At 53.1% G+C, this 18,435-nt stretch carries 15 protein-coding genes; 4 read left to right on the top strand and 11 right to left on the bottom strand.

Annotated features, from left to right (window positions below):
• Positions 1-177: 177 nt before the first annotated feature.
• From ACOOGA_RS10570 to ACOOGA_RS10530, 9 genes are all read right to left on the bottom strand, one after another.
• A complete protein-coding gene (locus ACOOGA_RS10570; protein ID WP_420428660.1) occupies positions 178-1,722 on the bottom strand; it encodes a hypothetical protein in 1,545 nt (514 codons plus the stop codon).
• Positions 1,723-1,855: 133 nt separating this feature from the next.
• The gene (asnB, locus tag ACOOGA_RS10565) at positions 1,856-3,739 is read right to left on the bottom strand and encodes an asparagine synthase (glutamine-hydrolyzing) (protein WP_420428658.1); all 1,884 of its coding nucleotides are present in this window, start codon (positions 3,737-3,739) and stop codon (positions 1,856-1,858) included.
• Positions 3,739-4,923: a DegT/DnrJ/EryC1/StrS family aminotransferase gene (locus ACOOGA_RS10560; protein WP_420428656.1), complete on the bottom strand. Its 1,185-nt coding sequence runs from the start codon at positions 4,921-4,923 to the stop codon at positions 3,739-3,741. The genes asnB and ACOOGA_RS10560 overlap by 1 nt, the downstream gene beginning before the upstream one ends.
• Positions 4,920-5,921 (bottom strand): NAD-dependent epimerase/dehydratase family protein, encoded by a 1,002-nt coding sequence (locus tag ACOOGA_RS10555; RefSeq protein WP_420428654.1) that lies wholly within the window; start codon positions 5,919-5,921, stop codon positions 4,920-4,922. The genes ACOOGA_RS10560 and ACOOGA_RS10555 overlap by 4 nt, the downstream gene beginning before the upstream one ends.
• Positions 5,921-7,069: a DegT/DnrJ/EryC1/StrS family aminotransferase gene (locus ACOOGA_RS10550; protein WP_420428652.1), complete on the bottom strand. Its 1,149-nt coding sequence runs from the start codon at positions 7,067-7,069 to the stop codon at positions 5,921-5,923. Before ACOOGA_RS10550 ends, ACOOGA_RS10555 begins: the two co-directional genes overlap by 1 nt.
• Positions 7,069-7,659: an acyltransferase gene (locus tag ACOOGA_RS10545; protein WP_420428650.1), complete on the bottom strand. Its 591-nt coding sequence runs from the start codon at positions 7,657-7,659 to the stop codon at positions 7,069-7,071. The genes ACOOGA_RS10550 and ACOOGA_RS10545 overlap by 1 nt, the downstream gene beginning before the upstream one ends.
• Positions 7,656-8,609, bottom strand: a complete 954-nt coding sequence (locus tag ACOOGA_RS10540; protein WP_420428648.1) for a Gfo/Idh/MocA family oxidoreductase — start codon at positions 8,607-8,609, stop codon at positions 7,656-7,658. Before ACOOGA_RS10540 ends, ACOOGA_RS10545 begins: the two co-directional genes overlap by 4 nt.
• A gap of 13 nt (positions 8,610-8,622) precedes the next feature.
• Positions 8,623-9,906: a Vi polysaccharide biosynthesis UDP-N-acetylglucosamine C-6 dehydrogenase TviB gene (gene tviB, locus ACOOGA_RS10535; RefSeq protein ID WP_420428646.1), complete on the bottom strand. Its 1,284-nt coding sequence runs from the start codon at positions 9,904-9,906 to the stop codon at positions 8,623-8,625.
• A 51-nt stretch (positions 9,907-9,957) separates the two neighbouring features.
• Positions 9,958-10,329 (bottom strand): MarR family EPS-associated transcriptional regulator, encoded by a 372-nt coding sequence (locus ACOOGA_RS10530; RefSeq protein WP_420428644.1) that lies wholly within the window; start codon positions 10,327-10,329, stop codon positions 9,958-9,960.
• A gap of 342 nt (positions 10,330-10,671) precedes the next feature.
• Between ACOOGA_RS10530 and nusG the strand changes: the two genes are divergently transcribed.
• Both nusG and ACOOGA_RS10520 read left to right on the top strand, forming a co-directional pair.
• Positions 10,672-11,181: a transcription termination/antitermination protein NusG gene (nusG, locus tag ACOOGA_RS10525; RefSeq protein WP_420428642.1), complete on the top strand. Its 510-nt coding sequence runs from the start codon at positions 10,672-10,674 to the stop codon at positions 11,179-11,181.
• A 56-nt stretch (positions 11,182-11,237) separates the two neighbouring features.
• Positions 11,238-12,359 carry an NAD(P)/FAD-dependent oxidoreductase gene (locus tag ACOOGA_RS10520; RefSeq protein ID WP_420428640.1) on the top strand — a complete coding sequence of 374 codons (1,122 nt, stop codon included), beginning with the start codon at positions 11,238-11,240 and terminating at the stop codon, positions 12,357-12,359.
• A gap of 605 nt (positions 12,360-12,964) precedes the next feature.
• Here ACOOGA_RS10520 and wecC read toward each other — a convergent pair.
• Together wecC and wecB are read right to left on the bottom strand one after the other, a co-directional pair.
• Positions 12,965-14,197, bottom strand: a complete 1,233-nt coding sequence (gene wecC, locus ACOOGA_RS10515; RefSeq protein ID WP_420428638.1) for a UDP-N-acetyl-D-mannosamine dehydrogenase — start codon at positions 14,195-14,197, stop codon at positions 12,965-12,967.
• A complete protein-coding gene (gene wecB / locus ACOOGA_RS10510; protein ID WP_420428636.1) occupies positions 14,184-15,305 on the bottom strand; it encodes a non-hydrolyzing UDP-N-acetylglucosamine 2-epimerase in 1,122 nt (373 codons plus the stop codon). Before wecB ends, wecC begins: the two co-directional genes overlap by 14 nt.
• A 1,068-nt stretch (positions 15,306-16,373) precedes the next feature.
• Here wecB and ACOOGA_RS10505 point away from each other — a divergent pair.
• Both ACOOGA_RS10505 and ACOOGA_RS10500 read left to right on the top strand, forming a co-directional pair.
• The gene (locus ACOOGA_RS10505; protein ID WP_420428634.1) at positions 16,374-16,940 is read left to right on the top strand and encodes a hypothetical protein; all 567 of its coding nucleotides are present in this window, start codon (positions 16,374-16,376) and stop codon (positions 16,938-16,940) included.
• 379 nt (positions 16,941-17,319) lie between these two features.
• Positions 17,320-18,402 carry a hypothetical protein gene (locus ACOOGA_RS10500; RefSeq protein ID WP_420428632.1) on the top strand — a complete coding sequence of 361 codons (1,083 nt, stop codon included), beginning with the start codon at positions 17,320-17,322 and terminating at the stop codon, positions 18,400-18,402.
• Positions 18,403-18,435: the final 33 nt, after the last annotated feature.

Below are 18,435 nucleotides of genomic sequence, written 5' to 3'. Positions count from 1 at the left end.
ATATTGCGGAAAGTAACGCAATCAACGATATGCAGAGGTCAACCACTCCGTATAGATCGGTTCCGAATCCCCTACTTAAAACAGGAAACAGCAACAGAGCCGCTATGCCATTAAGTGCAGATGCCAAACCATAAATGACCGAGTCAGAGCTTAGCTTTTTTAAGTTTTTGACAGTATTCATTCGGATGGACGCTGCAAAATGACCATATCCTCAACTTCAAACAATTGAACACCCCATCCACTGGGTATTCGCCAATCAGGATACCGGAGCCTTAACTCCTTAAGTGATATGACGACGGTGTTTACACCACAGTCACTATACAACTCATTCAAACGTTCGAGATCAAGGTACGGATATACACTCTCATAGCGATCTTGATTCTTTTGCGCCTGTTGACCGGAAATGATTGGGAAAAACACCTCATGGTTCGTCTCCAGCATTACTCTATAAGGTGCAACGAAGTGGTAAGGAAAGCTCGCCACAACTTTGTCTTCATCTTCAGCTTTGAGGATGCTTATACATCGGTCAGACGCCGTTTCATCTTCTAAGCGATGTAAACCTTTAAAATTAATGAAGTATATTTCGGCCAACCAAAACAAGGCGCCATAAATGACTAGTACCTTCAGATAGGTAGTACCTTCCACCTCCGGAAAACGTAACGCCACGCAGAGTACCAGAAGGTAGGCACAATGATTAATATAACGTTCAGCCTCCCCTAAGAACAAAAAAAGAGGTCGATTTATTAATACGAATATCACTATTGCCCATGCTGGCCAATGGGTTTGGGCATCCACCAAACTAGAACGATGCTCAGTGAGTGCAATGTATAAGAAGATCAATAGGATGGGGGCCTTGATGACTGTTGATGTATACGAATTTCTTGCCAGCCAGTTTAGAATCAATCTCCCAATATTTTGCCTAAAGGAGCCCTTTAGCTCCCAAACAAAAAGCCGTGAAAATTGGTTTCTGTTTGCCGCAAAAATTTGGCCCCGGTTTGTTGCTCTGAAATACCACTTTAGATGATCAAATTGAGATCGCAGATTTTCTAAGAGCTGACCCTTTGACACTATTGCAGAAACAAGAAAGCTCAATACTAATATGGGAATACTGCTCACCGGCCCGATTAAGAGTAGGCCTCCAAACACCAATATCACAACAACCTGCACGCCAAACTTAGAGGACAAAAGTGTTATAACGACAAGAAATATCTGTAACAAGATGTTGGCAGCGCCAGAGTCAAATGCAGGATAAAACCAAATTAGTATGAGGAGACTTATGCATACTTCTGATAAAAGTCGAGGAGTAAACCCTCCAATTCTTGGCCCAACCGAAATCTTCGAAAACCACAACGGAGTGAACACATATAACAATCCGCAGTTTATGACATCGCTTTGCACAACGCCATTTCTAAGAAGCACAAAGGCAGCAAAAACCAGAAAAATCGAATCGAGTACAGGGTTTATTATCTTCTGAGAAGCTAGTAACCATTCCCTTCCCAACAGTCCGACAAACCAATGAAACAGAAAGGGGTGGTTGAAAGTGTCTCCGCCAACTACCGCCGGATGAATAGACCCGAAGGGACCTACCTTTTGTTCATTAACACATACAGCAAAATACAGGTGGCCATAGGAATCAAAGGCTGTTGGATTTTTCCAAGCTATCATAAAACGCTGTATGAAGCACAAAAGAAAAAGCCCTGCTAAAATCAATATATCCGACATTATTCAGCAGACCTCTCTATACAGGATTCCACCTACTACCTAACACATTCACGAGCGGCAATCTTGACTCAGAGGTGGGGGTCGCTGGCGATCCCAAGGCAGTTCAGTTACCAACCAACTTGTGGGGTATTTTTCATAGCAAAACTGTCTTACGCAAATATTCTTCGACATTTAATAGCGACCATATCAGTAGTCGCCTATTCCGTTCACCTCGAAGGTGCTCAGAAACCAGAGAAGTAACCACACTCTTGTCAAGGACATGGTACAAACACGAATGCTTATCCATCAACTTGCGTCTGACAAATTCCATGCTCTCGCCCTTGAACCAACTAGCATCTGGTGATGAGAACCCTTGCTTCTCAGCACTTGTAATTTCAGTTGGTATGTAGCGGACCATCATGTCTCGCAGGATTTGCTTACCATCATTGCTTTTCTGGAAAAACTTAGCCTGTTTGTTGCCCGCTTCATTCTCATTTATTCGGACTACATCACTCAAATTGTTCAATTTCAGGCTGACGGGGCACTGCATGGCGAAGTCCACCAAGTCATTGTCCATGAAGGGCACTCTATTCTCAAGGCTATGCGCCATAGAAAGTTTGTCTTCAACCACAAACAAGCCGTGCAGAAAGGTACGCGCCTCAAAGTAGAGCGAATGATTGATGTAATCTTCGGGGCGATCAAGCGAATTCTCATGCGTAGCGAACACGTCGCGGAAAATGTCCCGGGTCCAAACATGGTCCACCTCGGACATCACCGGCGCGAACATCTTCTTCAGATGTCTGTTGTCTACTAGGCGCTGCCAATAAAGGTAGTATTCGTCGATATACTCTTCGAAGTTGCGGCTGTTGGCCCCGCGATAATAACGCCAGGGATAGCCACCGAACATTTCGTCGCCGCCGGTGCCCGACAGCACCACCTTGACAAACTTGCTAGCCAACTTGGCGGCATAGAAGTTGGGGTAGCTTTGGCCCACGCGCGGTTCTTCAAGGTGGTAGGCCAGGGTTGGCAGGCATCGTTCCATATCACCAGCCTTGAGCACCATCTCATAATGTTCGGTCTTGAAGCGGGCCGACATGGCCTCAGCCTTTGCCCGCTCATCAAACGCCAATTCGATCCCCGAGGCCGAACTGAGGTCAAATCCGCAGGTGAAGGACTTCAAGTATGGGAAGCTTTGCGCCGCGATCGCGGTGATGGACCCTGAGTCCATGCCACCGCTCAGGTAGCTGCCCAGCTCAACGTCCGACACCAGCTGCCGCTGCACAGCCTGGGTAAACAGCCGGTCCAGTTCCTCGATATATTCTTGACGGTCGACTGGGGCGTCAGGTTCGCGAAAATGGTAGTCCCAATAACGCGTGCGCGTCAGCTTCGGCGTGTCTTCGCGCAGGTCGATGGTGGCATAGTGACCGGGCGGCAGCAGGTGAATATCATCGAGGAGCGTCTTGTCGGTAAAGATATTCTGGAACGTCAGATATTCGAGCAGGGCGGGCTTATCGAGCTTCCGCTCAAATTCCGGCTGAGCCAGAATGGCTTTCTGTTCTGAGCCGAAAGACAATACCTTGCCCTGCTGAGCGACATACAGCGGCTTGATGCCGTAACGGTCCCGCGCGAGCAAGAGCGTCTGTTTGCGGCGGTCCCACAGGGCAAAAGCGAACATGCCGTTGAAGCGGTCGAGCGCCCTCGCACCCCAATGCGCCAGTGCATTCAAGACCACTTCGCTGTCGGTCTGTGACCGAAACCAGTATCCCTGGGCCTCAAGCTCGGCCCTGAGCTCGCGGAAATTATAGATCTCGCCATTATAGCTCAGCACAAACCGGTGGTCGGCGCTGATCATCGGCTGGTGACCTGCGGGCGTCAGGTCAATGATCGCAAGGCGACGATGCCCAAGCGCCACATTGCCTTCGATCCAGTGCCCCTGCCCATCGGGCCCACGGTGGGCAATGGAATCGGTCATTTGCTGCAGGACAACCGGAGAAACCGGTGCGCCATCAAGCCTGATAATGCCCGCGATACCACACATTAACGACAGCCTTCCTTGACCTGCGCGATCACATAAGCCTGTTCTTCATCAGTCAGGCCATGGAACAGCGGCAGTGAAATGCTGCACTGGGCCGCCGCATAGGCATTGGGAAAATCCTCTACTTTCAGGCCATACTTGTTCGCGTAGAAGCTGAGCATGTGAACGGCGTGCGTCGCAGGCCGCGTGGAGACGCCGTTCTGCTGAAGCTTTTCCATCCAAGCATTGCGCATTTCATGGATGCGTTCAATGGAATCTAGTGTGATGGCCTCGGGCTTGAACAGGCAGGGATAGCTCTGGTAGCCGTGCTCGCATCCCTCGGGCACTGTCGGCGTCTGCAGCCAGTCGAGCTCAGCAAAAGCCTGGTCATAGACCTTGCTCAGGCGCCGCCTTTCCGACAGGATGTCGTCCGCCCGTTCCATCTGGGAACGGCCAAGCGCGCCCTGAATATCGGTCATGCGCTGGTTGTAGCCGGCGTCCGGGTGATCCGCTAGCAGATAAGGCTTCGGACCCAGATGCCGCTGAAGGTCAGATAGGGCGGCCCCGTGGTCCCGAAGCCTGCGAAGTCGGGTCGCCAGCTCGTCATCCTGCACCGTAATCATGCCGCCTTCGCCGGTGGTGATGGACTTGCGCGGGTGGAAGCTGAATGCCCCGGCGTCGCCAAGCGTGCCTAGATGCCTGCCCTTATACGTACCACCAAAGCCGCAGGCGGCGTCTTCGACAACCCAGAGCCCGGCATTGGCGGCAATCTTGTTGATGGCATCCATCTCGGCCGCCAGGCCAAACAGGTGCACAGGAATAACGCCCTTCGTGCGCGGCGTGATCGCCGCCTCGAGCGCCTCAGTATCCAAGTTGAAGGTATTAAGGTCGATATCGCAGAAAACAACCGTCGCGCCCTGATGTTCCACCACATTGGCGGTGGCAATCCAGGTGAAGGCCGGCACGATAACCTCGTCGCCGGGGCCAAGGCCCAGCGCTGCCACGGAAAGATGTAGTGCCGTGGTGCATGATGTCACCGCGATAGAGTGTTTCGAGCCAGTAAACTCGTTCCAGGCTTTCTCGAACGCGGCAACCTGGGTGCCCTGCACAAGCCAACCGCTTCTGAGCGGCTCAAGCACGCTGTTGATTTCCATCTCCGTCAGCGACGTGCGGGCGATCGGAATATTCATACCACGAGGGCCGCTCATGAACCGGCCCTCATCGCGTTGCGGCGCGCCTCAACCTCTTCCTTGTGGGCCGCGCGCCAGTCAATCAGACGGCGCAGACCGTCTTCGAGGTCAATTTGCGCGGTATAACCGATTTCCGCCGTAGCCTTCTTCGGGCAACCGATGCGGTTGCGTACAAAGGTAGCCTGGCTACGCGGTGCGTACTGGATGTCCCGGTCACATCCTGTCAGCTCCAAGATTTTTTCGGCCAGTTCCTTCAGGGATGTGCGCTTGCCGGTACCCACATTATAGAAATCGTCCGTGGCATTGCAGCCCATGGCGCAAACGTTGGCCCGAGCGCAATCTTCAACCGCGACGAAATCGAAGGCTTCGGAACCGTCACCCAAAATCGTTGGTGCATCGGTCTTGTCGATGGCATCCAGCATTTTCATGATCACGGCGATATAGGCACCGTGGTAATCTTGGCGCGGGCCGTAGACATTCATGTAGCGCAGGCCCGCATAATCGAGGCCGTACCGGTGGTGGTATGCCCGCAGCATGGCTTCGCCGCATATCTTCGTGGCACCGTAGAAATTCTTGTTGTCGAACGGATGGTCTTCGTCCATCGGGTCAGTCACCGCGTCGCCGTACACTGACGCGGAAGATGAATAGATCAGGCGCTTCACGTCGTTGGCGACACAAGCATCCATTACATTGAAGGTGCCCTTGACGTTCACCTCGAAAGCCGATCGTGGGTATTCATGACACTGCAGCAACCACAGGGCGGCGAAATGGAACACACCGTCGATGCCTTTCATGGCGGAATCGAGAATGTCGGCCTGCAGGATATCGCCACCGACATCGTAGATGCGGGCACGTGGATCCTTCAGCGCATCAGCCAGGTTCTCATGCCGGCCCCGGGCGAAGTTGTCATAGATGATCACTTCCCCAATATCTTGGCGTAGCAGTGTGTCCACAGTATGGGACCCAATCAGGCCGCCGCCACCGATCACCAGAAACTTCTTACCTTTCAAATCCATCAAACAACTCCGTTAAACCGAGTATCAATAAGCTCAAATGGGCCTCGGGCCGCCGAACTCTTTATGGCGCGTGCCAGCGCGTCCACCACTTTGTCCTGGTCATCCTCAATAAGATAGGGATGCATCGGTAGACTCATGACCATGGCAGCTGCTTCATCGGTGTGAGGCAACGAGGCCCCCACATCCGCAACCGCCGGCTGCCGATTGAGTGGCAGCGGATAATGCACCATAGTCGGGATACCGTCGTCCTGTTTCATCTGCTCCTGCACCGCGTCTCGGTCGGTAACGCGCACTGTATACTGCGCCCATGCACTGACCGACCCCGGCACCGCCGCCGGTGTGCCGTTGAAGCCGATCCCCGCCAGCAGGCTGTTGTAGCGGTCAGCCACCTGGTTGCGTCGCGTGATCTCGTCCTGGAGGATCTCCAGCTTCGGCAACAGGATGGCAGCCTGCAACGTGTCAAGTCGGCTGTTCACACCGACCCGGATGTGGTGATAGCGCCGGTCCTGGCCGTGCCGAGCAATCTGCCTGAGCACCGTCGCAAGGTCATCGTCATTAGTGAAAATGGCACCGCCGTCGCCGTAGCAGCCAAGGGGTTTTGACGGGAAGAAGCTGGTGCAGCCAATAGTCGACAGGTTGCCGGACCGTTTACCCCTATAACCCGCACCGAAGCTTTGAGCGCCGTCTTCCACCACCGGGATACCGTGCTGGGCAGCAATGGTCCCAATTGCGTCGAAGTCTGCACAAAGCCCATAGAGCGAGACGGGCATGATCGCCTTAGTGCGCTCGGTGATCGCGGCTTCAAGGCCAGCCGGGTCTAAATTGTAGGTTACTGGATCGATGTCGACATAAACCGGCGTGGCGCCTAGAAGCGCCACCACTTCCGCTGTCGCGATATAGCTGAAGCCTGGCATGATGACCTCGTCATCCTGGCCAACACCAAGGGCCATCAGGGCAACCTGAAGCGCGTCCGTGCCGTTGGCGCAGCTGATGCAGTGGCGGGCACCAGAAAAGGCCGCCAGCTTTTCTTCGAGCTCCGCTACTTCGGGTCCCAGGATATAGCGACCGTGCGCCAGAACGCGGGCGATCCCGGCGTCGATCTGCTCCTTGATACGCGCCTGCTGCGCTGCAAGATCAACGAATTGCATCACAACGCATCCTTTACGGTTCGCGTAACCACTCCATCCGTCAGCCGGTATACATCACCCGTGTACTGACAGGCGGTCTCACCGTCACCTTTAAGTGGCAGTTCAAGCCGCTCGCCGTAAGCGCTCATCCATCCGACGTGACGGGCAGGTACCCCCATCATCAGGGCAAAATCGGGCACGTCACCGGTTACCACAGCGCCAGCACCCACAAAGGCGAAGTCCCCGATGGTGGCCCCACAGACAATCGTGCAGTTGGCGCCCAGTGTGGCACCCCGACGCACCAGCGTGTTGCGGTATTCGTCTTTGCGTTCCACATAGGCGCGCGGATTATGAACATTGGTGAATACCATGCTGGGGCCGCAGAAAACACCACCCTCAAGCGTGACATTATCGTAAACAGAAACATTGTTCTGGATTTTGCAGTCGTCGCCGATCACCACGCGGTTGCCAACGAAGACATTCTGCCCGAGTGAAACCCCCTTGCCTATGCGTGCCCCGCCACACACATGGACAAAATGCCAGACACGCGATCCGTCGCCGATGGTGGCGCCGTCGTCCACGATGGCACTGGGGTGCTGGTAAAAACTCATGCCGCAGTACCTTTGATGAAGGGGTGATAGTCACCCACAAGCGACGCCGGGGTGGCGTTGCGGATATCAGACACCGTGGTGATAGCCACGCGATTGGCCTCCAGGCCGAATCCGCGACCAGCCAGAATTTCCTCGTAGCTGCGGTTGTGCAGGTCGGTGAAACCGCCGGAGAATTCGACCTCTTCGCCGTTCACCGTGATCGACCGGAAGGTTCGCTGACCGGCGTCTCTCAGCTCAGCCGGGACATCACCAATGTCCAGCGACATGAACCAGCGCACCCGGGCGCGGTTATATTCAAGATAGCCCGCCGCCTTGGCATCACCCGAGACATACACGGTATTGGCCTGCAGGTCGCCGAACAGATAGTGAAGCATGTCGAAGAAATGCACGCCGATATTGGTTGCAATACCGCCGGATTTGCGGACATCGCCTTTCCAGCTTTGCAGATACCAGCGTCCGCGCGAAGTGATGTAGGTCAGGTCGACATCGAACTTGGCGTCAGTCGGCACCGCCTGGACCTTCTCTCTGAGCGCAATGATCGACGGATGGACGCGGAGCTGCAGGATGGTGTTCACCTTGTGGCCGGTATCCTTTTCGATTGCCGCCAGGCCATCGATGTTCCAGGGGTTGAGCACCAACGGCTTTTCACAAATCACGTCACAGCCAGAGCGCAAGCCAAACCGCATGTGTGAATCATGCAGGTAATTCGGCGAACAGATCGACATATAATCAATAGCCCCGCCGGAATTGGCGCGGCGCAGCTTGTCCACATGCCGGTCGAAGCGCTCAAACTCGGTGAAAAAATGCGCCTCAGGGAAGTGGCTGTCGATAATGCCGACGGAATCGTTCGGATCCAGCGCGGCCACAAGCTCGTTACCGGTGGCACGGATTGCAGCCATATGGCGCGGGGCTATATAGCCTGCAGCGCCGATCAATGCGAAGTGTTTCATGCCGCGCCCTCCCTTAAAGCCGCATGTCGCTTCGCCCAATGGGAAGCAGGCATTTCAAGTCATAGAGTACGTGCTTTTCCTTGCCGAAAGTGCGCAACACCTCGGCGCCCATGTCACGGAACTCACTGTGGGCAACCGCCAGCACAATGCCGTCATAGGCGCCAGCCTCCGGCTCGCTCACCGGTAAAATGCCATATTCATGCTGCGCTTCCGAAGCGTCCACCCAAGGGTCATGCACGTCGACTTGGACACCGAAGTCTTCAAGCTCGCCAATCACATCAATAACACGAGTGTTGCGCAGGTCCGGGCAATTCTCCTTGAAGGTCAGTCCAAGGACCAGAACACGCGCGCCATTCACGTGAATGCGGCGCTTGAGCATTTCCCTGACCAATTGACCCGCGACATAAGCGCCCATGCCGTCATTCAGGCGGCGACCCGCCAGGATAATCTGTGGATGGTAGCCGATCGCCTCCGCCTTGTGGGTCAGGTAGTAAGGATCAACACCAATGCAGTGCCCGCCCACAAGTCCCGGCCGGAATGGCAGGAAGTTCCATTTGGTGCCCGCAGCTTCAAGAACAGCCTCTGTATCGATGCCCATACGGTTGAAGATCACCGCAAGCTCGTTCACCAGAGCAATATTGAGGTCCCGCTGGGTGTTCTCGATCACCTTTGCGGCTTCCGCCACCCGAATTGACGGCGCCTTGTGGGTACCGGCGGTCACGATTGAGGCATAAAGCGCATCAACAAAATCGGCCGCCGCCGGCGTGGAACCCGATGTCACCTTCATGATGGTGGTCAGGCGATGCTGTTTGTCGCCCGGGTTGATCCGCTCAGGGCTGTAGCCGACGAAAAAGTCTTCGTTGAAGGTCAGTCCGGATGTCTGCGTCAGCACGGGAACACAGTCTTCCTCTGTCGCCCCCGGATAAACGGTAGATTCGAAAATGACCACATCTCCGTCCTTCAAGACCTTGCCGATGGTTTCCGATGCCCGGATAAGAGCCGTCAGGTCAGGTCTTTTGTGCGCATCGATGGGCGTGGGCACCGTCACGATATACGTGTTGCAGGATGCCAAGTCCGAAAGATCGTGTGAGAAAGTCAGATGCTTGCTTTGTTTGAACTCGTCAGCGTCAACTTCAAGCGTCGCGTCGTGACCGACCCTGAGGGCGCCGATCCGCTTCTCATTGATATCGAACCCTACAACGCTGCGGGCCTTGCCGAACTCGACAGCCAAAGGAAGCCCCACGTAACCGAGGCCGATTACAGCGACGCGAGCGCTTACAAGCTCCAGATCAAACATGCATTCCTCATATCTTAAAAGAGCCTCTTAATTGCGAACTAGAGATAGCGGCTATTTGCCGAGCCTAACGTCATAGTTAGTCTTCCTGTGGGCCAGCTCGTCTTTGAGCGAGTCGATTTCCGCCCTGAGCGCTTCATATTCTTCAATCTTGCGCGCAAGGAACCGTTTGGTGATGGCGGCCTTTTCCGCTATCCCCTTGGGTGTCAAGATATAGACGTATCGCCTCTTGTCTTCCGCCGCCGAAAAATTCCCGAGTTTGACCAGGCCCTTTTCAATAAGCGCCTTGAGCACATAGTGCGTGCCGCCCACACTGATGCCGACATGCTCGGCAAGGTCACGTTGGGTCATTTCGGGATTGTCATGCAGTAGTCGCATGATGCGGAAGCGGACATCCTCAGCCATCTTGCTACGCTTGCCCGCCATCAGAAAGACGCCCCAACAAAGGCTACCGCACAAGGACTGCCCACAAGGCGCCTTGGATGCGAAAGGATGGAAAACCAAGAGACAATAAGCAACATTGTTCAGATTTGAGCATTATCACATCGGGCGGTTGGCGGAAAGCCCAAAATCAACTTTGGAGAGGGGTCTGGCACCGAATGATGCCGTGCCAGACGATACTGCGGCAATGTTTCATTTTCTGCCCGGTGTGCCATCATAAACAAACGCGTCCGACTTTCAGTTTGGTTCGCACACTATCACATGTTTCTTGCTATTGTTCAATTTTGAATGGTACATATCCTGCAGGGGAAAATCAGGCGGCTAGAGATGCTTCAGGAACAGGGAACAATGTGGTTTTTGGTCCAGCTGAAACCAAATAGTGCGCAAATCGCGAACCGGAACCTTAAACGACAGGGCTTCAAGACCTTCCTGCCTATGCAGGAAGAAACAAAGTGCAGCAAGGGCAGGTTCACCATCCGGCTGCGACCCCTGTTCCCGGGCTATATCTTTGTCGCCTTCGACGTCGCCTGCGGGCTTTGGCATTCTGTCAATTCCACGCACGGCATCACCAAGCTGGTAAGCTTTGGCAAGGAACCGGCGCAGGTTCCCACCGACCTGGTAACACAGCTGATGCTGCGCTGCGACGCATCGAACCGGTTTTTGCCGCCGAGCGACCTCAACCCAGGCGACAAGGTTCGGTTGAATACCGGCCCCTTTGCCAACTTCGTTGCGGAGATCGAAAAGATCGCACCCGACCAACGCGCCTGGGTGCTGATGGACATTCTGGGCCAGCAGTCACGGGTGATCGTAGGCCGCGACCAGCTTCAAGCCATATAAAACCGCCTCATCATTAACAGGAACCCAAAAGGCTTCCGCAACACATTGGATGGCTAGTGGAACAAGTCGAATGCATCGTCATTGGCGCCGGGGTCGTCGGCATCGCGGTGGCTCGACAGCTGGCGGAACAGGGCCGGGAAGTACTGCTGCTTGACGGTGAATCCAGTTTTGGCACCCAGACGTCATCCCGCAACAGCGAAGTGATTCATGCCGGCATCTACTACCCTGAAAACTCGCTCAAGGCTTATCACTGCGTCAGGGGGCGGGATGCCCTTTACCAATACTGTAAAGACCGCGGCGTACCCTTCCGGCAATGCGGCAAACTGATTGTCGCAACAAGCGAAGTCCAGCGTCCAGTGCTAGAGCAGTTGATCGCGCATGCCAAGGCCGTCGGTGTTCATGACCTGGCGCTTCTATCCGCAGCCGATGTTCACGACCTGGAGCCCGCTGCCAACGCTATCGCAGGAATCCTGAGCCCCTCAACCGGCATTATCGACAGCCATAGCTTCATGCTGACCATGATCGGGGAGTTCGAGTCGCTTGGCGGAACCGTCGCCTACCAAACTCCTGTCCTTAGCGGCCACGCGGCAGACGGGTTGATTACACTCAACACCGGCGGGCCGGACGCCTTTTCGATCGCGGCAAAAACCGTGGTCATCTGTTGCGGGCTAGGTGCCACCCACCTTGCCGCCACCATCCGAGGCCTGCCGGCGCATTTGGTGCCAACGCTCTACTATGCCAAGGGCAACTATTTCACCTACCAGGGCAAGGTGCCCTTCAGTCATCTAATATATCCGGTCCCCGAACCCGGCGGGCTGGGCATTCACCTGACGCTCGACCTGGCGAACCAGGCGCGTTTTGGCCCCGATGTGGAATGGATGGAAGAACCGGATTTCGAGGTGAACGCCAGCAGACAGACCGCCTTCCACGAAGCCATTTGCCACTATTGGCCCGACGCCGAAAAGGATCGCCTGACCCCCTCGTTCGCTGGCATCCGTCCAAAGATCACCGCGCCGGGCGACCCGGCTGGCGATTTCGTCATTTCCGGGCCCGCGGACCACGGCGTCCAAGGCCTCTACAACCTGTTCGGTATCGAATCCCCCGGGCTGACATCATCGCTCTCGCTGGCCAACACCATCGCCACCATGGCGAGTCGGCGTACGGCTGGACAATCATAAAGCACTGGATGCAAGACACGCCTATAGCTAGCACCCGACCGATCTTCGTCCTCAACTTCCTGATCGACATGCTTGGCTGCGCCTGTCCCTGTTGTCAGGACAGAAAATTTGCGACACCTGGTGACTATTTTCTGCAGATATTGTTCCGAATCGGGTTACCGTTCGGCCACTCTGGACACAGCTTGACGACTTTCCATCTTTTCAAAGACGCTAGCCAAAAAAGAAAGGTCGCAGGCAGGTCGAAGGTCATTTTCGTCCTGCGGCGCCTCCCTTGGTTCGTAGGAATTCGTTCTTCACCGGCATGCCTACAGACTTGTTTGGCCAAACGGGCCATGACCAAGTCAATTCCAATTCATCCCAGTGGAAGTTATGCAAATTCTTCATCGACTTCTGAACACCGAATAACCTGGATCGACAACCTGCGCGGCTGGGTCACGCTTGAACTCTTCCATATAACGAACACCTGATGGTATACATGAACTCCTTGCTTCATTTTTAACAAAGCAAGTGTCGAGAAATCTTAGGGCTATTCAAAATCAGTCAGACTACCTGCTACAGAAGGAGAGTTTGGATATCGTTTACATTAGGCTCAATAGGTGATGTTCCTACGCCCAAATTCCCCGGGTGTCGATGACGATCTTCTCGGCAAGTTTGCCAGCAGGCACGCGCTTGAACGGTTTGTGGTCAACGAGCAGTACCAGAATATCCGCCTGCTCCAGCGCGTTTGCTAAACTGGAAAACTCGACACCAAGCTCTTTCAGGTTATCTGGTAGCTCGTCGACGTTGGGTTCGACCGCCAGAACCTTGCAATCAAGGTCGCGGGCGACACGCTCAGTGATCATCAGTGCCGGGCTTGTTCTCAAATCATCAATATCCGCCTTGAAGGCCAAGCCGAAACAGGCCACCGTTGGTGCCTTGAGCTTTTGGGCGGCACGTCTGATTTTGCTGATCACAAGCTCAGGCTTACTCTCATTCACTTGCCGCGCGGTCGCAATAAGTCTGGCTTCATCAGGCGCGCTATCAACAATGAAGTAAGGATCAACTGCGATACAGTGGCCACCAACACCGGGGCCCGGCTGAAGGATGTTGACCCGGGGGTGGCGGTTGGCCAGCCGGATCAACTCCCACACGTCGATATCGAGCTTGTCTGCGATAAGGGAAAGCTCGTTTGCAAACGCGATGTTCACATCGCGGAACGCGTTTTCGGAAAGCTTCGCCAGTTCAGCAGTACGGGCGTTGGTGAGGAAACACTCTCCCTTGAGGAACACGTCATAAAGCGCCTCAGCACGCAAGGCGCACTCGTCCGTTACACCACCGATAATGCGATCGTTCTGTACCAGCTCAATAAGCACACGACCGGGCAATACACGCTCAGGGCAGTGAGCCGCGAAATATTTGCTACCGCACCCATCCTTAAGGTCCGGTCGGACTTCTTCAAGCCAAGCGACCATCTTGTCGGTAGCACCCGGGGGCACAGTGGATTCGAGTACGATCAGGTTACCTGCTTCAACAAAAGGCGCCACCGACTTGATGGCCGCTTCAACATAGGTGAGGTCCGGCTTATGGTCCGCCATAAATGGGGTGGGCACGGCAATGATAAAAGCATCTGCCTTTTCAGGTGTGGTTTGCGCCTTCAGACTGCCGTTTGATACCACCCCTTGCAGAAGGCCATCCAGATCAACCTCAACGATATGCGCCTGCCCTGTGTTGATGGTATCAACAGCGCGTTTATTAACATCCACGCCCGTTACCTGAAGCCCGCCTTTGGCAAAAACAGCAGCCGTGGGCAAGCCGATATAGCCGAGCCCTACGACACAAAGAGACTTATAAGAATGCATGTTTGATGGCTCCCAGAATCTGTGCCGCCGCAGTGCCGTCACCATAAGGGTTATGGGCTGCTGCCATTTTGCTGTAGTGTGCAGGATTGTCTAGAAGCTCTGTTGCTTCACCTACGATTTTATCTTTATCGGTACCGACAAGCTTGACGGTGCCAGCGGCCACAGCCTCTGGCCGCTCGGTCGTTTCCCGCATCACCAATACAGGCTTGCCGAGCGACGGGGCTTCCTCTTGCACTCCACCAGAATCTGTCAGGATCAGATATGATCTATCCATCAAGTAGACAAAGTTTGGATAATCTTGTGGCTCGATCAAGTGCAGGTTGGCAAGCTCGGAAAGTTTGGCGTGCACTGGCCCTTTGACGTTTGGGTTCAAATGTACGGGATAGAGTATTTCCACATCGTCCCGCTTTGAGAGCTCTAGCAAAGCATCGCAGATATTATCAAAACCTTGGCCAAAACTTTCACGGCGATGGCCGGTGACGAGGATGAGCTTTTTACTGCTGTCCAGAAACGAGAACCGCTGCTCAAATTCTGCGCTTAGCTTTGCGTCGGAAGTGATTTTGTTCCGGGCCACGAAAAGGGCGTCCACAACTGTGTTGCCAGTGACAAAAATCTTTTCCACCGAAATGTTTTCCTTGAGCAGGTTCTGGCGGGAGCCTTCAGTTGGCGCAAAACAAAGCGCGGATAACCCATCCGTGATGAGGCGATTGGCTTCCTCAGGCCAGGGCGAATACAGGTTATGCGTGCGAAGCCCCGCCTCCACATGGCCAACCGGTATTTGCTGGTAATACGCTGCGAGTGTGGAGGACATGGTGGTATTGGTATCACCGTGCACAAGCACAAGATCGGGCTTCTCTGCCTTTAGCACTGCGCTAACACCCTGAAGCACACGGCATGTTACATCCGCCAGCCCCTGCGCCTCGCGCATCACGTCAAGGTCATGATCAACCCGAATGTCGAAAAAACCAAGTACTTGATCAAGCATGTCGCGGTGCTGCGCCGTGATGCAGACTCTGTTGTCGATACCCTCTGCAGCTTCCAGCACATGCACCACTGGCGCCATCTTGATCGCTTCCGGTCGCGTACCAAAAATTTGCAGAATTTTCATAGCAGGTGCCTAATTCGTATAAAAAAATCAACGGACCAAAGTAAGCTTGGCTAGGTGGGGTCTACTCATAACTTGTTCCTGTCAACATTGCCATCCGATCAAGCATTTTTTTTGCTAGAGTACGACGTTCATAGGCTGCTGCTAAAGCTCGTCCACCTGCTGAACAGATAGCTCGCTATCCGGCTTCATTTTTAATGCATTATAGTTCGGAATCATCCTCCTAGGAGCTGAGAAACCCGCTCGTATGGACTGACTACGGTTCGCATGTAGATATTGCCGAACGCAGGAAGCCACCGATATATATCACCCTGTTTGCTCGGCTATAATTCAAGGGGGATGGTCAGTCGTTCCCCATATGCACGGTACCCTTGGCGGCTTCAAAATGCTCCCTAGCTGCTTGCCGAGCCAACGCCCTTACCAGCTGACGCAAAACGAGGTCCAAGTTTGCTCTAGTTTTATCCTTATCGGGCTGAAACTCGTTCCCCGAATCCTTCTCGCCGGTAGATTGCGGATCCATGGGACTCGACTTGGCTACGAATGTATATTCTGACATTTGGAAAACCCCTTCATAATCAACATTTGTTGTCCAGCACATACTGCTACAGAGCCTCATGGACATGCGTAGGATCTTGCCCACGCCTCAGTAACACATCTGTAGACCTGTCCGTTGTACCCTGTTTCAACCAACTGGAGTCTGCGAATAGGCTGTGAGCAGGGATGACACCGTAATACTTACGGCCTCTTTTACCTGCACAAAGTCAAGTTTCACCACTTTCAGGAATTCACCCCCCCTAACGGACACTAGACGATACATTTGCGAGGCTGTCCATCGTTCTCAGTGACCAGACCTCCCATGGAATACTCCGCAGATACTTCCTTCATAAGCCTTCGGGTTCGGGATATCTATTGACATAGCGTGTGGTACACAATCCGAGTTACAGTCCGCGTCGCCACGTTATCCGTGGACTATTGTTGCCAACAGCATATTCCTGAGGACAGCCATCACTTTTTTTCCGGAACTTACTTAGCCCCCAGCTATTATGGTTTTGTAACTTTTCGGAGGAACTGATGATTGAGAAAAAACTCCCCGTAGGCCAAATTGTGCGACTTGAGCTGGACTCAATTGAACTTGCCGTTCTTCCTGAACTAAAGTCCACAATTTGCCAGTATTATCGTAATGATGACTACGTTTATCGAGCCCTTTTACCTCGTAAAAAAAACGCTCTTTATTACCTTCAAAGTCTCCTGATCACTGCTGTTCAATGCGAAAAGGATAGATCTCGATTCTTCCTAATAAGAGATTTTTCAGTGTTAGATATCATTGATAACTATCCCAAAAAAGCATTGAACGGCCTGGCTGTTAAATGCCTGGTATGTGCAAAGCCCAGCCGTGAGGATTTGACTGGTACCGTTGAAACTTACCTCATTGATGCAATGCAGCATTACCAACTCCTCAAAGATCAAAAAAGCAGAGTCCACTATTTGCTTGATGCTTTAAGCGCACCAACAACCATAACTAAAAACCCCGCCGCTAACGAAAAACTCACGCCCCCCAAGGCAATTCCGATACCCCAATACCGGAAATCGGTGATCCAACAAGATCGCATGCCGCAACTTTTTGACATCGGGGAATAGAAAGATGCCTACGTCTCTGCCAAGAAAATGCTCAAAAACTGCACAAAAAAACAGAATCTCCCGCCAAAAGTTGCTGTCGCCTTTTGGCTATGAGTATCTCCAAAACTCTGAAGCCAAGAGGGTTGTAAACCAAGCACGATCGTTTCTAAATGATAGGCGAAGGTCATCGATTGACAAAAAAATAGCCGCCCAAATTGTCCTCAGTCTCATCTCTGGAATTTCGATTGAGCGTATCTCTAAAATTAAACGTCATCGATCCCGAAACTGCCCAGGCCCTGTATTATACTGGAGGAAAATAGACGGGGTGCTATGTCTTGCTTATCATCCGGGCGTACCTCGCGACGATCTCTCTGGACAAACTTCTTATACCGCCTCCCCAATGATGGTTGAGACCACGGCCACCGAGGATCTAGTTTACCCGGTGCCCCCGGTTTTAAGTGAGCACTTGCTTATTCCCTCTAGCGCAAATAGCTGTGCTAACGTTAGTGCAGTCCTCAAGTGTCTTACTGTCGACCTGAATCGCCCAGTTAACCTTTCCAAGATCAGCGCGTTCGCCAAGCATCACTTTCGCCAAAATAGTCGCAAGCCCTCACACTTCCTATACCTCACGGGCAGTATAATCTCTGAGGAAGTTGGCCTTCATTACCTGCAAGCCCGCACTGGCGACTTATTGGCACCATACATTCATTTTGTACAGAATCTCGGATTATTCGTGCCAAAAATAAATCTCCCAGATAAGCTAATAGGCTCAGCTCATGTCCTCAAAAAACAGGCTGTCACAGTCATACTATCTGAATTCTATGCTGATTTACGCAGCGTCGAAATCAGGTCAATTAATGGATTTTTTGCGCACCATAATTGGTTTGTATCCTACGTATCAATAGTCCTGATGTTTGCCACAGCTAGCCGGGGAGAAAGACGACAGCCAATACGATTTAAGGATTTTAATTTTAATGATGGCTTGTTGATCTTAAGAGAGAAAGGGGGTAGCCGTATTGTTCCCCTACCCCATAGCGTTATGAAGCAGCTTCGCTATTATCGTCGCTATCTTGAACATATAAAGAAGCGCAGCCGAGCACGTGATCGAGACTTATTTGAGCGCCTGGAACAGGTGCTCAACCCCGACACAAATGCACCTTTCTTATTCACGATCTCGAACGAGGGCGGCTTCGAATGCGCCTTTTCCGACGATCTCTTCATACAAAATATTTTTGGCCTGAAACGGAACTTTGCTCGCCACTTCGGATACACCCAATTGGTCAAAAAACTGATTGAGGAAGACCTAAAGGCGATGTTAGGCCACGTTCGCGAATTCGACGGATCAACCGACCTTTTTAGCTGCCAATCCTTTCAGCAGCTCGACGCCGTGAGGGCTTCGATCGATCATTTACTCAGAGACCTCAACATCAAGGTCTTTGATCCTTTCTCAGTTTCGCTTAAGCCCAGAAGGAAAGCCGCTTAAATGTGCGCCAAGAACAATAATCATGGGCGATTC

The sequence above is a fragment of the Kordiimonas sp. genome, assembly GCF_965216265.1.
Taxonomy (GTDB): Bacteria; Pseudomonadota; Alphaproteobacteria; order Sphingomonadales; family Kordiimonadaceae; genus Kordiimonas.
Note: the sequence above shows the minus strand (reverse complement) of the source record. Positions and strands in the feature narration are given on the sequence as shown.